The sequence below is a fragment of the Burkholderia sp. AU33545 genome (assembly GCF_020419685.1).
GTDB classification, from domain to species: domain Bacteria; phylum Pseudomonadota; class Gammaproteobacteria; order Burkholderiales; family Burkholderiaceae; genus Burkholderia; species Burkholderia diffusa.
In genome coordinates this window covers 178,498-196,128 of sequence record NZ_JAIZRQ010000001.1, presented here as the reverse complement: position 1 = coordinate 196,128, position 17,631 = coordinate 178,498, and the positions used below count along the sequence as shown (strand labels likewise).

Sequence of the window (17,631 nt, the reverse complement as noted above, 5' to 3'; positions counted from 1 at the left end):
GGCTGCATGCCTTCGTCATACGGGGCTTAGGGATAGTCGCGATGTGGATTCGCGCCACCCCGGTACAATCGACCGGACAACAACGAGGCAGCAACAGAACATGGAAGAGGACGACATCGTCGCCGGATGGGCCGAGCGCATCCGTGCCGCCAGTGCCGACGGCCGGCCGCTGCGGATTCGCGGCGGCGGCACCAAGGACTGGTACGGCCAGGCGCTGGACGGCGAAATACTCGACACGCGCTCGTTTCAGGGCATCGTGTCGTACGATCCGGCCGAGCTCGTCGTCACGGTCCGCGCGGGCACGCCGCTCGCGCAGCTTGAAACCGTCCTCGCCGAGTGCGGCCAGATGCTGCCGTTCGAGCCGCCGCATTTCGGCCGCGCGGCCACCGTCGGTGGCTGCATCGCGGCGGGCCTCGCGGGCCCGCGCCGCGCGACCTGCGGCGCGCCACGCGATTTCGTGCTCGGCGTCACGCTGATGAACGGGCGCGGCGAAGTGCTGCGCTTCGGCGGGCAGGTCGTGAAGAACGTCGCCGGCTACGACGTGTCGCGGCTGATGGCCGGCTCGCTCGGCACGCTCGGGCTGATGCTCGACCTGTCGATCAAGGTGCTGCCGGTGCCGGTCGCCGAAGTCACGCTGAAGTTCGAGGTGACCGCGACCGACGCGGTGCGCAAGCTCAACGAATGGGGCGGCCATCCGCTGCCGGTCAGCGCGAGCGCTTGGCGCAACGGCACGCTGGTGCTGCGGCTGTCGGGCGCCGAGGCCGCCGTGAAATCGGCGAAGACGCTGCTCGGCGGCGAAGTCGTCGACGCGGTCGAGGCCGAGCGATTCTGGGCCGGCCTGCGCGAGCACACCGATCCGTTCTTCAACGGCATTCCGCCCGGCTATGCGCTGTGGCGCCTCGCGCTGCCGTCGATCACCGAACCGATGCACCTGCCCGGCACCCAGTTGATGGAATGGGGCGGTGCGCAGCGCTGGTGGATCACCGATGCCGACGCGCAGACGGTGCGCATGAGCGCGAAGCAGGCCGGCGGCCATGCGACGCTGTTCCGCGCGGGCGATTCCTACGACCGCAGCGCGGGCGTGTTCACGCCGCTGCCCGCGCCGCTGATGAAGATTCACCGCGGGCTGAAGACGGCGTTCGATCCCGCGCGCATCTTCAACCGCGGCCGGCTCTACCCCGACCTCTGAGGGCTCGATGCAAACGAACCTCGCCGATTTCATCCGCAATACGCCCGACGGCGACGAGGCCGACGCGATCCTGCGCAAGTGCGTGCATTGCGGCTTCTGCACCGCGACTTGCCCGACCTATCAGCTGCTCGGCGACGAACTCGATGGCCCGCGCGGCCGTATCTACCTGATCAAGCAGATGGTCGAAGGCGCGCCCGTCACGCGCAGCACGCAGCAGCACCTCGACCGCTGCCTCACCTGCCGCAGCTGCGAGACGACCTGCCCGTCGGGTGTCCAGTACGGCCGGCTCGTCGAGATCGGCCGCAAGCACGTCGAAGCGCAAGTGCAGCGCCCCGTGCAGCAGCGGCTCGTGCGTCGCTTGCTCGCGAGTCTCGTGCCGAACGCGACGCTGTTCTCGCCGATCATGCGGCTCGGCCAGCACGTGCGGCCGCTCTTGCCGAAACGGCTGCGCGACAAGGTGCCGCCGCGCACGCGACTGCTCGAATGGCCGCAGCGCACGCATCCGCGCAAGATGCTGATGCTCGCCGGCTGCGTGCAGCCGTCGATGCTGCCGAACATCAACATCGCGACCGCGCGCGTGCTCGACGCGCTCGGTGTCGAGACGATCGTCGCGCCCGACGCGGGCTGCTGCGGCGCGATCCGCCTGCACCTGAACTATCACGACGAAGCGCTCGACGACGCGCGCCGCAACATCGACGCGTGGTGGCCATACGTCGCGCAAGGCGCAGAGGCGATCGTGATGAATGCATCGGGCTGCGGCGCGACGGTGCTCGAATACGCGCACCTGCTGCGCGACGATCCGGCCTATGCGGAGAAGGCGCAGCACATCGTCGCGCTGACGCGCGACATCTCCGACGTGCTGCTCGCGTTCGAGGCCGAGATCTCGACGCTCGCGCGACGCCGCGCGATCCATACCGTCGCGTATCACCCGCCGTGCACGTTGCAGCACGGCCAGCAGTCGCGCGGCAAGGTCGAGCGCCTGCTCGAGACGCTCGGCATCGACGTACGGCTGCCGGCCGACAGCCATCTGTGCTGCGGGTCGGCCGGCACCTATTCGCTGACGCAGCCGTCGCTGTCGTACCGGCTGCGCAAGCAGAAGCTGCAGAAGCTGCAGGCGCTCGAGCCGCAGATGATCGTGTCCGGCAACGTCGGCTGCATCGCGCACCTGCAAAGCGGCACGCAGATTCCCGTCGCGCACTGGATCCAGCTCGTCGAGCATCTGCTGTACGGCTAGCGCGGCGCCTGCGGCGGCGTCCGTATAATGGGTGATTCGAAGCGGCGCGTGCCGTGCCGCATTCGTCACCGTACTCGCTGCCGTACTCGTTCCCCGTGCCTGCTTCCGTGCCCGTCATGTCCGACTTCGCCGCCCGTCTCGACTCCGTTCACCGCCGCATCGCCGACGCCGCCCGCGCGGCCGGCCGCGACCCCGCCACCGTCTCGCTGCTCGCCGTGTCGAAGACTTTTCCCGCCGACGACGTCCGCACCGCACATGCGGCCGGACAACGCGCGTTCGGCGAGAACTACGTGCAGGAATCGATCGACAAGATCGACGCGCTCGCGGACCTGCGCGCGGACCTCGAATGGCATTTCATCGGGCCGCTGCAATCGAACAAGACGCGCCCGGTCGCCGAACGGTTCGACTGGGTCCATTCGGTCGACCGGCTGAAGATCGCGCAGCGCCTCGCCGAACAACGCCCCGCGCACCTGCCGCCGCTCAACGTGTGCGTGCAGGTGAACATCAGCGGCGAGGCGTCCAAGAGCGGCGTCGCGCCGGCCGACGTGGCCGAGCTCGCGCGCGCGATCGCCGCGCTGCCGGCGCTGCGGCTGCGCGGCCTGATGGCGATTCCCGAACCGGCTGGCGATATCGACGCGCAACGCGTGCCGCATCGCGCGCTGCGCGCGCTGTTCGACGCATTGCGCGCCGAGGGCCTGCCGCTCGACACGTTGTCGATGGGCATGTCCGCCGATCTCGAAGCCGCGGTGCTCGAAGGCGCGACGATCGTGCGCGTCGGCACCGCGATCTTCGGCGCGCGCGACTATTCGCACTGAGCGCTGCGCTTTTCCGCCTTTCCGTTCAATCACCTGCTCAATCTGACATCATGAAAATCGCATTCATCGGCGGCGGCAACATGGCCGCGGCCCTCATCGGCGGCCTGATCAAGCGCGGCGTCGCCGCTGACGGCCTGTATGCCATCGACGTCAACGAGGACGCCCGCGCGCGCGCGGCGCAGCAGTTCGGCGTCCGCACCGGCGCGGCCATCGACGCGACGCTCGCGGACTACGACGCGATCGTGCTCGCGGTGAAACCGCAGGCGCTGAAGGACGTCGCGCAAGCGCTCGCACCGCATTTGAAATCGCAGCTCGTGATCAGCATTGCGGCAGGCATCCGCGGCACCGACCTCGCCCGTTGGCTCGGCGACTACGCGCGCGTCGTGCGCACGATGCCGAACACGCCCGCGCTGGTCGGCATGGGCGTGACGGGTCTCGCCGCGCTGCCGGGCGTCGACGCGGCCGGTCGCGAGCTCGCGTCGAACGTGCTCGGCGCGGTCGGCGAGATCGTGTGGTTCGACGACGAAGCGCAGCTCGATGCGGTCACGGCAATCTCGGGCAGCGGCCCGGCCTACGTGTTCTACTTCATCGAAGCGCTGCAGGAAGCCGCGCGCCGCCTCGGCATGAACGACGAACAGGGCCGCGCGCTTGCGGTCGCGACGTTCGCGGGCGCCGCGCAACTCGCCGCGCAATCGGGCGAGCCGGCAAGCGTGCTGCGCGAGCGCGTGACGTCGAAGGGCGGCACGACGGCCGCCGCGCTCGCGTCGTTCGACGCGCAGGGCGTGAAGGAAGCGATCGTGCGCGGCGCGCTCGCAGCCGAGGCACGCGCGAAGGAAATGGGCGACGAGCTCGGCCGCGCGTAAGCGCGGCGACCGCCGCCGGGCTTCCGGCGCCGGCAACAAAAAAAGCGGCCTCGGCCGCTTTTTTTGCTGGCATCGCGCATCGGCGCGCGGCCCCTTCAGTTGCCGGCCGCACCCGCCAGCAGGTAATGCGCGGCGATTCCCGCGAACAGCACGCCGCCGAGCCAGTTGTTGTGCCGGAACGCCGCGAAGCACGGCATCCGCTCGCGCCCCTTGATCAGCGTGTAGTGATACAGCGCGCAGCCGACCGCCGCCGCCCAGCCCGCCCAGTATGCGAGGCCGAAGCCGAGCGTCACGCCGATCCATACGTAGATGCCGAGCGTCACCGCATAGCATGCCATCACGGCCGCGACGTCGAAACGGCCGAACGTCAGCGCGGACGTGCGAATCCCGATCTTGATGTCGTCGTCGCGATCGACCATCGCGTATTCGGTGTCGTACGCGACCGACCAGAAGATGTTCGCGATCAGCATCACCCACGCGAGCATCGGCACCGTGTCCTGCACGGCCGCGAAGGCCATCGGGATGCCAAAGCCGAAAGCGATGCCGAGATACGCCTGCGGAATCGCGAAGAATCGCTTCATGAACGGATACGAACCGGCGACGAACAATGCGACGACCGACAACTCCTTCGTCAGCGTGTTGAGCGGCAGGATCAGGAGAAACGCGATGAACGACAGCACCACCGCGATCGCGATGGCTTCCCATGCGCGGATCTTGCCCGACGTCAGCGGCCGATCGGCCGTGCGCTTCACATGACGGTCGAAATCGCGGTCGGCATAGTCGTTCATCGCGCAGCCGGCCGAGCGCATCAGCAGCGTGCCGAGTGCGAAGATCACGAGCAGCGGCCAGCGCGGATGGCCGTCCGATGCGATCCACAGTGCGTTGAGCGTCGGCCAGAGCAGCAGCAGGCTGCCGATCGGCTTGTCCATCCGGACGAGCCGCAGATACAGGGGAAAGCGGGCAAGCATGGCGAAGCACCGGGAAGATAATCCCGGCATTTTAGAGCGGAGGCACGGTTCGCGTCATGTCGGGATGGCCCGCGGCCGGGTGGCGCGGCCCGCGCGTCGGCCGCTCCGGCCCGCTGCAAGCGGCCGGGGCAGTCCCGCCGCCAATCCAGGGACAGATGTGCGGCGGACATGCACCGGCGGGCAGGCGGAATTCAATCCGATGCAGGCAACCTGGCCCGGTTTGAGGTCGGACTGCCCGCCGATACCGGCCGCATCGAACTTACGCGAGCAGCGACCGCAGCATCCACGCGGTCTTTTCATGCGTCTGCAGGCGCTGCGTCAGCAGGTCGGCGGTCGGCTCGTCGCTCGCCGCATCGGCGATCGGGAAGATTTCGCGCGCGGTGCGCACGACCGTCTCGTGCCCTTCTACGAGCTGACGGATCATCTCTTCCGCCCCCGGCACCCCGTTCGCTTCCGGCACCGACGACAGCTTCGCGAAATCCGCGAACGTGCCCGGCGCGACGACGCCGAGCGTGCGAATGCGCTCGGCGATCGAGTCGACCGCGAGCCACAGTTCGTTGTACTGCGCTTCGAACATCAGGTGCAGCGTATTGAACATCGGACCCGTGACGTTCCAGTGGAAATTGTGGGTCTTCAGGTACAGCGAAAACGTATCGGCAAGCAGGCGCGACAGGCCATCCGCGATTTTCCTGCGGTCCTTGTCGCTGATGCCGATGTTGATCTGCGTGGCGTTGCCTTTCCTGGCCATCTTCGGAACTCCTCATTCGAAATGTTGAACCGGAGAAAATGCGTCGAGCAATCCGCATGCCGCGTTGCACGGCACCCGTTCGGGACTCGCCGCGCTCAGCCGCCAGCGCTCGATACGAGCGGCGCGAGCGCGTGCAGCGCCTGCGCGGCCAGCTCGGCCGCACCGCCGACGACGATCGCGAAACCGACGATACGCCGCGCCCACTCGGCCGGCGTGAACGCGGTGCGCATGTTCAGCATCATTTGCGTCATGGTCGTCACTCCTTCGACAAGATCCTGGAAGAAAAAACGGCCGGTCGTGCGACCGGCCGTTTCACGTTACAGCGTGACTGCGTTACCGCATCGCGACATTCACGCGAGGTCGAAACGGTCGAGGTTCATCACCTTGTTCCAGGCCGCGACGAAATCGCGCACGAACTTCTCGTTCGCGTCCGCGCTGCCGTACACCTCGGCCAGCGCACGCAACTGCGAGTGCGAACCGAAGATCAGGTCGACGCGCGTACCCGTCCACTTGACCTGGCCCGTCGCCCGATCGCGCCCTTCGAACACGTCGTTAGCGGCCGACACCGGCTTCCACTCCGTGCCCATGTCGAGCAGGTTCACGAAGAAGTCGTTGGTCAGCGAGCCCGGACGATCGGTGAACACGCCGTGCCTTGCGTCACCGACGTTCGCGCCGAGCACACGCAGGCCGCCGACGAGCACCGTCAGCTCCGGCCCGCTCAGCGTCAGCAGCTGGGCCTTGTCGACCAGCAGCGCCTCCGCCGGCGTCTTGTACGCGCTCTTCAGGTAGTTGCGGAAACCGTCCGCAACCGGCTCGAGCACGGCCATCGCTTCGATATCGGTCTGCTCCTGCGACGCGTCCATCCGGCCCGGCGCGAACGGCACCGTCACGGCCACGCCCGCATTCTTCGCGGCCTGCTCGACGCCGGCTGCACCGGCCAGCACGATCAGGTCGGCGAGCGACACCTTCTTGCCGCCCGTCTGCGCATCGTTGAACGCCTTCTGCACGCCTTCGAGCGTTTCGAGCACCTTCGCAAGCTGCGCGGGCTGGTTGACTTCCCAGTCCTTCTGCGGCGCGAGGCGGATGCGCGCACCGTTCGCGCCGCCGCGCTTGTCCGAACCGCGGAACGTCGATGCGGACGCCCATGCGGTCGACACGAGCTGCGACACGCTCAGCCCCGTCGCGAGGATCTTCGCCTTCAGCGCGGCAACATCGGCAGCGTCGATCAAGGCGTGGTCGACGGCCGGAATCGGGTCCTGCCACAGCAGTTGCTCGGCCGGCACTTCCGGGCCGAGATAGCGCGCACGCGGGCCCATGTCGCGGTGCGTGAGCTTGAACCAGGCGCGCGCGAACGCGTCGGCGAACTCGGCCGGGTTCTCGTAGAAGCGGCGCGAGATCTTCTCGTAGGCGGGGTCGAAACGCAGCGACAGGTCGGTCGTCAGCATCGTCGGGCGATGCTTTTTCGCCGGATCGAACGCATCCGGAATCACCTCGTCGGCGCCCTTCGCGACCCACTGATGCGCGCCGGCCGGGCTCTTCGTCAATTCCCATTCGTAGCTGAACAGGTGCTTGAAGAAATCGTTGCTCCACTTCGTCGGCGTCGACGTCCACGTCACTTCGAGGCCGCTCGTGATCGCGTCACGGCCCTTGCCCGATGCGTACGTGCTCTTCCAGCCGAGACCCTGCTGCTCGATGCCGGCCGCTTCCGGTTCCGGACCGACGTTCGATGCGGGGCCCGCGCCGTGCGTCTTGCCGAACGTATGGCCGCCGGCGATCAGCGCGACCGTTTCTTCGTCGTTCATCGCCATCCGCGCGAACGTCTCGCGGATATCGCGTGCCGCCGCGACCGGGTCGGGGTTGCCGTCCGGGCCTTCCGGGTTCACGTAGATGAGGCCCATCTGCACGGCCGCGAGCGGATTCTCGAGGTCACGGTCGCCCGAGTAACGGCTGTTCGGGCCGCCGCTCAGTTCCAGCCAGATCTTTTCCGAACCCCAGTAGACGTCGTCCGGCTCCCACGTGTCGACGCGGCCGCCGGCGAAGCCGAAGGTCTTGAAGCCCATCGATTCGAGCGCGACGTTACCGGTCAGGATCATCAGGTCGGCCCACGAGATGTTGCGGCCGTATTTCTGCTTGATCGGCCACAGCAGCCGGCGCGCCTTGTCGAGGTTGCCGTTGTCCGGCCAGCTGTTCAGCGGGGCGAAGCGCTGTTGCCCGCCGCCCGCGCCGCCGCGGCCGTCGGCGGTCCGGTACGTGCCGGCGCTATGCCAGGCCATCCGGATGAACAGGCCGCCGTAGTGACCGAAGTCGGCCGGCCACCAGTCCTGCGAAGTCGTCATCAGCGCCTGCAGGTCGCGCTTCACCGCCGCGAGGTCGAGCTTCTTGAACGCTTCCGCGTAGTCGAAATCCTTGTCCATCGGATCGGACAGCGCCGAGTGCCGATGCAGGATGTTGAGATTGAGCTGGTTCGGCCACCAGTCCTTGTTCGACGTGCCGCCGGCCGCCGTATGGTTGAACGGACATTTCGATTCGGTCGACATGCTTTTTTCTCCTTTACTTGCTCGTAAGCCCCCACTTGCCGGGCGCGGTTCGTGGAGCATTGCAGGGGGATGAAACGGAACAGGTTGGTCCTGTCGTGCTACGGGGTGTCAGGCGGAGTTGCCTTCGATGCGGGCTGCGGGACTTCGGACATGCAATGCTCCCTCATGGCTGAATGGCGATGAGTCGGGGGAACACGGAACCAGGGTGCCGCGGCACTCATCCGCCATGCACACGGTCCGCCAGATACGCGAACGCTATCGGGCGCAGGCTTCGGGCCGCTGCCCTCGCGCGATTTACGACCACGTCGCGCGACGGGATGTTCCGCTGCGCGTGCTGCAATACCGACCGCATCATGACATACTCCTTTGACATCTGCATTCAGTGTGCAAATCGGACCGCAGATCCAGTGCAATCCATGGAAGTGATTCTATGAATTTCTATCATGAATTTGAATTTGATAAATTTCATCTATTCGATAGGCAAAAATAAACGGGGTCGCTAGACCCCGTCCCTGGCCTGCCTCAGATGCACCGCACCCTGCTCAATTCATCGTCGCCGGCATGTCGAGCTTCGCGACGCCTGGCAGGTCGCACGCCGCGATCGCGTCGCTGATCGCGTCGATCGCCGGCATCCGCGTGAAGCTCTTGCGCCACACCAGCACGACGCGACGATCCGGCACCGGTTCGTTGAACGGCACGTACGACAGCAACTCGGCGTCGGGGCCGTTCGCGCGCGGGCCGACTTCGGCGACCGACATCCGCGGCAGCACCGTGATGCCGACACCGCTCGCGACCATGTGGCGGATCGTCTCGAGCGACGAGCCTTCGAAGGTCTTCTGGATACCGTCGGCCGTCTGCGAAAAGCGCATCAGCTCCGGGCACACGCCGAGCACATGGTCGCGGAAGCAGTGACCGTTGCCGAGCAGCAGCATGGTTTCCTGCTTCAGGTCCTCGGCGTCGATCTCGTGGCGCTTCTCCCACGGATGGCCGGCCGGCAGCGCGACGACGAACGGTTCGTCGTACAGCGGCCGCACCATCAGGCCGGTTTCGGGGAACGGCAGCGCCATGATCGCGGCGTCGATCTCGCCCTGCTTCAGCAGTTCGAGCAGCTTCAGCGTGTAATTCTCCTGCAGCATCAGCGGCATCTGCGGCACGCGCTGGATCATCTGCTTGACGAGCGTCGGCAGCAGGTACGGCCCGATCGTGTAGATCACGCCCAGACGGAACGGGCCGACGAGCGGGTCCTTGCCCTGCTTCGCGATCTCCTTGATCGCGAAGGTCTGCTCGAGCACGCGCTGCGCCTGCGTGACGATCTGGTCGCCGATCGGGGTCACGCTCACTTCGCTCGCGCCGCGCTCGAAAATCTGCACGTTGAGCTCGTCTTCCAGCTTCTTGATCGCCACCGATAGCGTCGGCTGGCTCACGAAGCATGCTTCGGCCGCGCGACCGAAATGCCGTTCGCGCGCGACCGCGACGATGTACTTCAATTCAGTCAGGGTCATTGTGGGTCAATCAGGGTTATACAGGCGATAGGTTTAATTTATACACCCGTTGGCACCGGTTCGCCAAGTTTCTCTGCATCGCGATGCGCCGAATCACCGCCGAACGGCGGTTTTCTATCCGTCCCTGAATGCGCGAATCAGGCCTTCAGATACTGCTCCCGCCCGCCGAGCCAGCGTGCGAGGTGCTGCGTGACCACGTCGGGATACGCGGCGATCAGCCGCGCTGCCGCGTCGCGGGCCGGGTCGATCAGCCAGCCGTCGGTCTCGAGGTTCGCGAAGCGCAGCATCGCGGCGCCGGACTGGCGCGCGCCGAGAAATTCGCCGGGGCCGCGAATTTCGAGGTCGCGCCGCGCGATCTCGAAGCCGTCGGTCGTCTCGCGCATCGTCTTCAGCCGCTCACGGCCGGTCAGCGACAGCGGGCCCGTGTACAGCAGCACGCAGACCGACGCCGCGGTGCCGCGCCCGACGCGGCCGCGCAGCTGATGCAACTGCGCGAGGCCGAAGCGCTCCGCGTGCTCGATCACCATCAGGGACGCGTTCGGCACGTCGACGCCGACCTCGATCACGGTCGTCGCAACGAGCAACTGCACGTCGTTGCGCGTGAAGGCTTCCATCACGGCCGCCTTGTCGGCTGGCGACAGCCGCCCGTGCACGAGCCCGACCTTCAGTTCGGGCAGTGCCGCGGCCAGCGTCTCGTAGGTCTCCACGGCCGTCTGCAGCTGCAGCGTCTCGCTCTCCTCGATCAGCGGACACACCCAATAGACCTGGCGGCCGGTCAGCGCGGCCTCGCGCACGCGGGCAATCACCTCCTCGCGCCGCGCATCGCCGACGAGGCGCGTCAGCACCGGCGTGCGGCCCGGCGGCAATTCGTCGATCGTCGACACCTCGAGATCCGCGTAATACGTCATCGCGAGCGTGCGCGGAATCGGCGTGGCCGACATCATCAGCTGGTGCGGCTGGAAATCGCGTGCACCGTTGGCCGCGTTTGCGGCCTTCGCGCGCAGCGCGAGACGCTGCTCGACGCCGAAGCGGTGCTGCTCGTCGACGATCACGAGGCCGAGCCGCGCGAATTCGACGGTGTCCTGGATGATCGCGTGCGTGCCGATCACGAGCTGCGCGGTGCCGAGCGCCGCGGCCTCGATCGCCGCGCGCTTCTCCTTCGCCTTCAGGCTGCCCGCGAGCCAGGCGACCGATACGCCGAGCGGTTCGAGCCACGCGCGCAGCTTGCGCGCATGCTGCTCCGCGAGGATTTCGGTCGGCGCCATCAGCGCGGCCTGGTAGCCGGCGTCGATCGCCTGCGTGGCCGCCAGCGCCGCGACGACCGTCTTGCCGCTGCCGACGTCGCCCTGCAGCAGCCGCTGCATCGGATGCGCGAGCGTGAGGTCGTGCGCGATCTCGTCGACGACGCGCGACTGCGCGCCCGTCAGCGTGAACGGCAGCGCCGCGTAGAGACGCGTCGTCAGCGCGTCGGCATCGGTCGCGGTGCGGCGCGGCATCGCGGGCGCCGCGCGCGTGCGGCGCTCCTCGTGCGCACGCTTGAGCGACAGCTGCTGCGCGAGCAGTTCCTCGAACTTGATGCGGGTCCACGCCGGATGCGAGCCGTCCATCAGCGCGGCTTCATCGGAATCGACGCCCGGGTGGTGCAGGATGCGCACGGCCTGCGCGAGCGTCGGCACGCCGAGCGGCTTCAGGTAGTCGCGTTCGATCTCGGGCGGCAGCAGCTCGGGCAGCGGCGTGCGCTCGACCGCGTTCTCGATCGCCTTGCGCAGATAGGCTTGCGACACGCCGGCCGTGCTCGGATAGACGGGCGTGAGCACCTGCGGCAGCGGCGCATCGGCTTCGACGACGCGCACGGCCGGATGCACCATCTCCATCCCGAAGAAGCCGCCGCGCACGTCGCCGCGCACGCGCAGCCGCTGGCCGACCGCCATCTGCTTGACCTGCGAGCCGTAGAAATTGAGAAAGCGCAGCACGAGCTGCTCGCCGTCGTCGTCCTGGATCTTCACGACGAGTTGGCGCCGCGGCCGGTATGCGACTTCGTTGTCGAACACCACGCCCTCGGTCTGCGCGATGCCGCCCGGCAGCAGTTCGCCGATCGGCGTGAGCGTGGTTTCGTCCTCGTAGCGCATCGGCAAATGCAGCACGAGATCGATCGAGCGTGTGAGGCCGAGCTTCGCAAGCTTGTCGGCGGTCTTCACGGGCTTGTCGGCAGCCGGCTTCTTCTTGCGCTTCGCGCCGGGCGTACCGGCTGCCCCCGCGTCGTCGCTGCCCGCGCCCGGTTCGACGTCGGGCGCGGCGGCGGCCGGCTGCGCGAGGCGCCCGTCGGCGCCGCGCTTCGGGCCCGCGCGGCGCGGCGCGGCACCGCGCGGCTCGACACTTTGCGCGTGCAACGCGGCATCGTCCGCGTCGAACGGATCGGCGGAATCGGCAACAGCGGCGGAGGAACGGCGTGGTGACACAGGCATCGGATCGTCTGGGTGCTTCGCAAGGCAAGTACAATAGCGGCTTTCACGTCGTCCGAACGAACGACGCCGGCCAGGCCGCGCATCCCGCCATCATAGCGGCTTGCGCGCCCCATTCATGCGTTTCCGCCCTGTCGGCGGCGCCCGCCGGCCGTTTCGAACCAGCCCGCATGTTCACGCTTTCCGATTTCGATTTCAATCTGCCTCCCGAGCTGATTGCGCAAACCGCACTGCCCGACCGCACCGCGAGCCGCCTGCTCGAGGTCGATGGCACCGTCGAGCCCGCGCGCCTCGTCGACCGCCGCTTCGCCGAGCTGCCGTCGTGCATCACGCCCGGCGACCTGCTCGTGTTCAACGATACCAAGGTGCTGAAGGCGCGCTTCTTCGGCCAGAAGGCCAGTGGCGGCAAGATCGAGGTGCTGATCGAGCGCGTGACCGGCACGCACACCGCGCTCGCGCAGATCCGCGCGAGCAAGTCGCCGGGCGCCGGCACGACGCTGCGCCTCGCCGACGCGTTCGACGTGACGGTCGGCGAGCGCGTCGAGCCGTTCTTCACGCTGCATTTCCCGGAGCCGTGCCTCACGCTGATCGAGCAGCACGGCCGCCTGCCGCTGCCGCCGTACATCGAGCACGACGCCGACGCGAACGACGAGACGCGCTACCAGACCGTCTATGCGAGCAACCCGGGCGCGGTCGCGGCGCCCACGGCCGGGCTCCATTTCGACCAGCCGCTGCTCGACAAGCTCGACGCGATGGGCGTCGAGCGCGCGACGCTGACGCTGCACGTGGGCGCCGGAACGTTCCAGCCGGTGCGCGTCGAGAACATCGCCGAGCACCGGATGCACAGCGAGTGGTACGACCTGCCGCAATCACTCGTCGACAAGATCGCCGCGACCCGCGCGCGCGGCGGCAACGTGATCGCGGTCGGCACGACGTCGATGCGCGCGCTCGAAGCCGCGGCGCGCAGCGCCGACGAAGCGGGCCGCCCGCTCGCGGCGACGCAGGCCGAGACCGACATCTTCATCACGCCGGGCTACGGTTTCCGCGTCGTCGATCGGCTCGTGACGAACTTCCATCTGCCGAAGTCGACCCTGCTGATGCTGGTGTCCGCGTTCGCGGGCGTCGAGACGATCCGCGCCGCGTACCGGCACGCGATCGACGAACGCTACCGCTTCTTCAGCTACGGCGATGCGATGCTGCTCACGCGGCGCGACACGCCGGAGGCGCCGCGCGCGTAAGCGAGGCAGGTGCGAAGACGCACCGGCCCGCGACCGCGCAGCCGCCGTGGCTCCCGTTGTCCCGCTGCGCGCGCTCCGATGGCGCGCGCCCGCTTTTCCCAGCCGCCGGCTTGCCGGCGGCGTTTCCAACATGCGCCGGACTGTTCTCCGGTGGCAAGGAGAATGACGCGATGACCGAAGGTTCATCCCACGATACGCACGCTCCCGTGCAGGACCGCCCGGCCAACGGGCTCGAATTCGAACTGCTGACGACCGACGGCCATGCGCGCCGCGGCCGCGTGAAGCTCAACCACGGCGTGGTCGAGACGCCGATCTTCATGCCGGTCGGCACGTACGGCACCGTGAAGGCGATCCAGCCGCGCGAGTTGCACGAGATCAAGGCGCAGATCATTCTCGGCAACACGTTCCACCTGTGGCTGCGCCCCGGCCTCGAGACGATCGACGCGCACGGCGGCCTGCATGGCTTCATGGGCTGGAACAAGCCGATCCTGACCGACTCGGGCGGCTTCCAGGTGTTCTCGCTCGGCGACCTGCGCAAGATCACCGAGGACGGCGTGACGTTCGCATCGCCGATCAACGGCGACAAGCTGTTCCTGTCGCCGGAAGTGTCGATGCAGATCCAGAAGGTGCTGAACTCCGACATCGTGATGCAGTTCGACGAATGCACGCCGTACGCGACCAACGGCGTGCCGACCACGCACAAGGAAGCGGCCGACTCGATGCGCATGTCGCTGCGCTGGGCGAAACGCTCGCTCGACGAGTTCGACCGGCTCGGCAACCCGAACGCGCTGTTCGGGATCGTCCAGGGCGGGATGTTCGAGGACCTGCGCGACGAATCGCTCGCGGGCCTGTCGGAGCTCGGCTTCCACGGCCTCGCGATCGGCGGGCTGTCGGTCGGCGAGCCGAAGGAAGACATGATGCGCGTGCTGCGGCACGTCGGCCCGAAGCTGCCGGCCAACAAGCCGCACTACCTGATGGGCGTCGGCACGCCGGAGGATCTGGTCGAGGGCGTCGCGAACGGCGTCGACATGTTCGACTGCGTGATGCCGACCCGCAACGCACGCAACGGGTGGCTTTTCACGCGCTTCGGCGACGTGAAGATCCGCAACGCGACGCACAAGAATTCGCTGAAGCCGCTCGACGCGAGCTGCACGTGCTACACGTGCCAGAACTTCTCGCGCGGCTACCTGCACCACCTGCACCGCGTCGGCGAAATCCTCGGCGCGCAGCTCAACACGATCCACAACCTGCACTACTACCTGCAGCTGATGAACGAGATCCGCGACGCGATCGAGACCCATACGTTCGATGCGTTCCGCCAGCGCTTCGCGGAGGATCGCGCAAGAGGGGTCGACTGACCGGCCGGCGGGCCGCGTGGCTTCGAACCGCTGCCCGCACCGCGCCACGTCACATAGGATGTGTACTAAATATCGCGTCCCGACCGCCAGTCGTGGCCGCCGAATATTACAATTGCCTTTCCAAACGCGTCGCAACGGTGCCGTTTCATGCTTTAACAGCTTGATCCGAAAGCGCATTTGCTGCGCCGTTTGCACATGGGGCCGGTGGTAGAATAACCGGCTTAATTTTCGATCTTCCCCTACGGAGAGACCAACGTGCCGTTCATTTCCAATGCCTTCGCGCAAGGTGCCGGTGGCGCCGAATCGAGCCTGATGAGCTTCCTGCCGCTCATCCTGATGTTCGCGGTGCTGTACTTCATCATGATCCGTCCGCAGATGAAGCGCCAGAAGGAACACCGCAACATGCTCGCGGCCATGGCGAAGGGCGACGAAGTCGTCACGAGCGGCGGCCTCGTCGGCAAGGTGACGAAGGTCACCGAAGGCTACATCGGCGTCGAAATCGCCGAAGGCACCGAAATCACCGTGCAGAAGGCTGCGGTCACGACCATTCTGCCGAAGGGCACGATCAAGTCGCTGTAAGGCTTTCACCGAGCGTCCGGCTCCCCGCGTCGTGCCCGCCTGAGAGAGCGGGCCGCCGCGGCGCCGGACGCGACGCTTTCACGCCAACCACCCGTTCGGCCCCCTCATGAATCGTTATCCACTCTGGAAATATGTCGTGATGGTCGTGGCGCTCGCCATCGGCCTTCTGTACACATTGCCCAACTTCTTCGGCGAAGCGCCGGCGGTGCAGGTGTCGAGCGGCAAGGCCACGGTCAAGCTCGACTCGACCACGCTGACCCAGGTCGAATCCGCGCTCGCTTCCGCGCAGATCACGCCGGACGACGTCACCTTCGAGAACACGGCGTCCAACGCGAACATCCGCGTGCGCCTGAAGGACACCGATACGCAACTGCGCGTCAAGGACCTGCTGCAGAAGTCGCTGAACGCCGATCCGAACGATCCGCAGTACGTCGTCGCACTGAACCTGCAAAGCGCGTCGCCGCGCTGGCTGACCGCGCTGCACGCACTGCCGATGTATCTCGGCCTCGACCTGCGCGGCGGTGTCCACTTCCTGCTCCAGGTCGACATGACGGGCGCGCTCACGAAGAAGCTCGACTCCGACGCATCCGATGCGCGCACGCTGCTGCGCGACAAGAACATCCGCGACGGCGGCGTGAGCCGCGTCGACCAGTCCGTCGTCGTCAATTTCAGCGACGCGCAGACGGCGGAAGACGCCCGCAAGGTGCTCGCCGCGTCGGTCACCGAACTGCAATGGGCGACCCAGCCCGGCGGCGGCGGCACGCAAGTCGTCGGCACGTTCACGCCGGCCGTGCAGAAGGCCGTCGAGGACGCCGCGCTCAAGCAGAACCTGACGACGCTCCACAACCGCGTGAACGAACTCGGCGTGTCCGAGCCGATCCTGCAACAGCAAGGCAGCGACCGCATCGTCGTCGAACTGCCGGGGGTGCAGGACACCGCGAAGGCGAAGGACATCATCGGCCGCACCGCGACGCTCGAGGCGCGCCTCGCCGATCCGATCAACACGCACCCGAACCCGAACGACCCCGTGCCGCCGGGCGAGGAGCTGTTCACGCAGGGCAACCAGGCGCCCGTTCTCCTGAAGAAGGAAGTGATCTTCACCGGCGACCGCATCATCGATGCGTCGGCGGGCTTCGACGAACACCAGCGTCCGTCGGTCAACATCCGCCTCGACTCGGCGGGCGGCCGCTCGGTGCGCGCGGTGTCGCGCGAGAACATCGGCAAGCCGATGGCGATGGTGCTGTTCGAGAAGGGCAAGGGCGAGGTGCTGACGGTCGCGACGATCCAGTCCGAACTCGGCGACCGCTTCCAGATCACGGGCCAGCCGACGCCGCAGGCGGCGGCAGACCTAGCGCTGCTGCTGCGCGCCGGTTCGCTCGCCGCACCGATGGACATCATCGAGGAACGCACGATCGGCCCGAGCCTCGGCGCGGACAACATCAAGATGGGCGTCCACTCGGTGATCTGGGGCTTCTGCGCGATCGCCGTCTTCATGATCGCGTACTACATGCTGTTCGGCGTGATCTCGGTGATCGGCCTGTCCGTGAACCTGCTGCTGCTCGTCGCGGTGCTGTCGCTGATGCAGGCGACGCTGACGCTGCCGGGTATCGCGGCAATCGCGCTCGCGCTCGGCATGGCGATCGACTCGAACGTGCTGATCAACGAGCGCGTGCGTGAAGAACTGCGCGCCGGCCAGCCGCCGCAGATCGCGATCCAGGCCGGCTACGCGCACGCGTGGGCGACGATTCTCGACTCGAACGTCACGACGCTGATCGCCGGCCTCGCGCTGCTCGCATTCGGCTCGGGCCCGGTTCGCGCGTTCGCGATCGTGCACTGCCTCGGCATCCTGACGTCGATGTTCTCCGCGGTGTTCTTCTCGCGCGGGATCGTCAACCTCTGGTACGGCGGCCGCAAGAAGCTGAAGTCGCTCGCGATCGGCCAGGTGTGGAAGCCGGAAGGCGCCACGGCTGGCGCCTCGTTCGCCGCGGCTGACGAATCGACCGATACCGCACGCGCCGCGAAGCTCGCCGCACCCGCGAAGGGCAACGCACCGCGCGCCGGCAAGCCGCAGCTGCGCAACCGCGCGCAGCAAGGCGTGTCGACGAAGAAACCGGGCTCGACCCAATAAGGCCCCGGAG

The 17,631-nt window shown here is 67.4% G+C and carries 14 protein-coding genes; 8 read left to right on the top strand and 6 right to left on the bottom strand.

Features of this window, described 5'->3' with window-relative positions; genetic code table 11:
- The first annotated feature begins 100 nt into the window (after positions 1 to 100).
- From glcE to proC, 4 genes are all read left to right on the top strand, one after another.
- On the top strand, positions 101 to 1,189 hold the full coding sequence (gene glcE, locus LGM71_RS00900; RefSeq protein WP_124624922.1) for a glycolate oxidase subunit GlcE: 1,089 nt from the start codon (positions 101 to 103) through the stop codon (positions 1,187 to 1,189).
- 7 nt (positions 1,190 to 1,196) lie between these two features.
- Entirely contained in the window at positions 1,197 to 2,423 is a 1,227-nt protein-coding gene (gene glcF, locus LGM71_RS00895) for a glycolate oxidase subunit GlcF (RefSeq protein WP_059608286.1), read from the top strand.
- A 116-nt stretch (positions 2,424 to 2,539) separates the two neighbouring features.
- Complete coding sequence (locus LGM71_RS00890) at positions 2,540 to 3,238, top strand: YggS family pyridoxal phosphate-dependent enzyme (protein WP_124624919.1); 699 nt, start codon at positions 2,540 to 2,542, stop codon at positions 3,236 to 3,238.
- A gap of 50 nt (positions 3,239 to 3,288) precedes the next feature.
- Complete coding sequence (gene proC / locus LGM71_RS00885) at positions 3,289 to 4,101, top strand: pyrroline-5-carboxylate reductase (RefSeq protein ID WP_124902670.1); 813 nt, start codon at positions 3,289 to 3,291, stop codon at positions 4,099 to 4,101.
- Positions 4,102 to 4,196: 95 nt separating this feature from the next.
- Here the strand turns inward: proC and ubiA are convergent, their stop codons facing one another.
- The 6 genes from ubiA to recG all read right to left on the bottom strand — a co-directional run bounded on the left by ubiA (position 4,197) and on the right by recG (position 12,321).
- Positions 4,197 to 5,069: a 4-hydroxybenzoate octaprenyltransferase gene (ubiA, locus tag LGM71_RS00880; RefSeq protein ID WP_059608284.1), complete on the bottom strand. Its 873-nt coding sequence runs from the start codon at positions 5,067 to 5,069 to the stop codon at positions 4,197 to 4,199.
- A 259-nt stretch (positions 5,070 to 5,328) separates the two neighbouring features.
- On the bottom strand, positions 5,329 to 5,817 hold the full coding sequence (locus tag LGM71_RS00875) for a Dps family protein (protein ID WP_059608283.1): 489 nt from the start codon (positions 5,815 to 5,817) through the stop codon (positions 5,329 to 5,331).
- Between the two features lie 95 nt (positions 5,818 to 5,912).
- Positions 5,913 to 6,068: a hypothetical protein gene (locus tag LGM71_RS00870; RefSeq protein WP_170296459.1), complete on the bottom strand. Its 156-nt coding sequence runs from the start codon at positions 6,066 to 6,068 to the stop codon at positions 5,913 to 5,915.
- 99 nt (positions 6,069 to 6,167) lie between these two features.
- Positions 6,168 to 8,354, bottom strand: a complete 2,187-nt coding sequence (gene katG / locus LGM71_RS00865; protein WP_124902674.1) for a catalase/peroxidase HPI — start codon at positions 8,352 to 8,354, stop codon at positions 6,168 to 6,170.
- A gap of 542 nt (positions 8,355 to 8,896) precedes the next feature.
- Positions 8,897 to 9,856, bottom strand: a complete 960-nt coding sequence (locus LGM71_RS00860) for a hydrogen peroxide-inducible genes activator (RefSeq protein WP_059608281.1) — start codon at positions 9,854 to 9,856, stop codon at positions 8,897 to 8,899.
- Between the two features lie 137 nt (positions 9,857 to 9,993).
- Positions 9,994 to 12,321 carry an ATP-dependent DNA helicase RecG gene (gene recG / locus LGM71_RS00855; protein ID WP_124902676.1) on the bottom strand — a complete coding sequence of 776 codons (2,328 nt, stop codon included), beginning with the start codon at positions 12,319 to 12,321 and terminating at the stop codon, positions 9,994 to 9,996.
- 167 nt (positions 12,322 to 12,488) lie between these two features.
- Between recG and queA the strand changes: the two genes are divergently transcribed.
- From queA to secD, 4 genes are all read left to right on the top strand, one after another.
- Complete coding sequence (gene queA / locus LGM71_RS00850; RefSeq protein WP_226113558.1) at positions 12,489 to 13,556, top strand: tRNA preQ1(34) S-adenosylmethionine ribosyltransferase-isomerase QueA; 1,068 nt, start codon at positions 12,489 to 12,491, stop codon at positions 13,554 to 13,556.
- A 170-nt stretch (positions 13,557 to 13,726) separates the two neighbouring features.
- Positions 13,727 to 14,914 (top strand): tRNA guanosine(34) transglycosylase Tgt, encoded by a 1,188-nt coding sequence (tgt, locus tag LGM71_RS00845; protein WP_226113556.1) that lies wholly within the window; start codon positions 13,727 to 13,729, stop codon positions 14,912 to 14,914.
- 255 nt (positions 14,915 to 15,169) lie between these two features.
- Positions 15,170 to 15,493 carry a preprotein translocase subunit YajC gene (gene yajC / locus LGM71_RS00840; RefSeq protein ID WP_006476868.1) on the top strand — a complete coding sequence of 108 codons (324 nt, stop codon included), beginning with the start codon at positions 15,170 to 15,172 and terminating at the stop codon, positions 15,491 to 15,493.
- Positions 15,494 to 15,599: 106 nt separating this feature from the next.
- Entirely contained in the window at positions 15,600 to 17,621 is a 2,022-nt protein-coding gene (gene secD / locus LGM71_RS00835; protein WP_059608277.1) for a protein translocase subunit SecD, read from the top strand.
- The last annotated feature ends 10 nt before the right edge of the window (positions 17,622 to 17,631 follow it).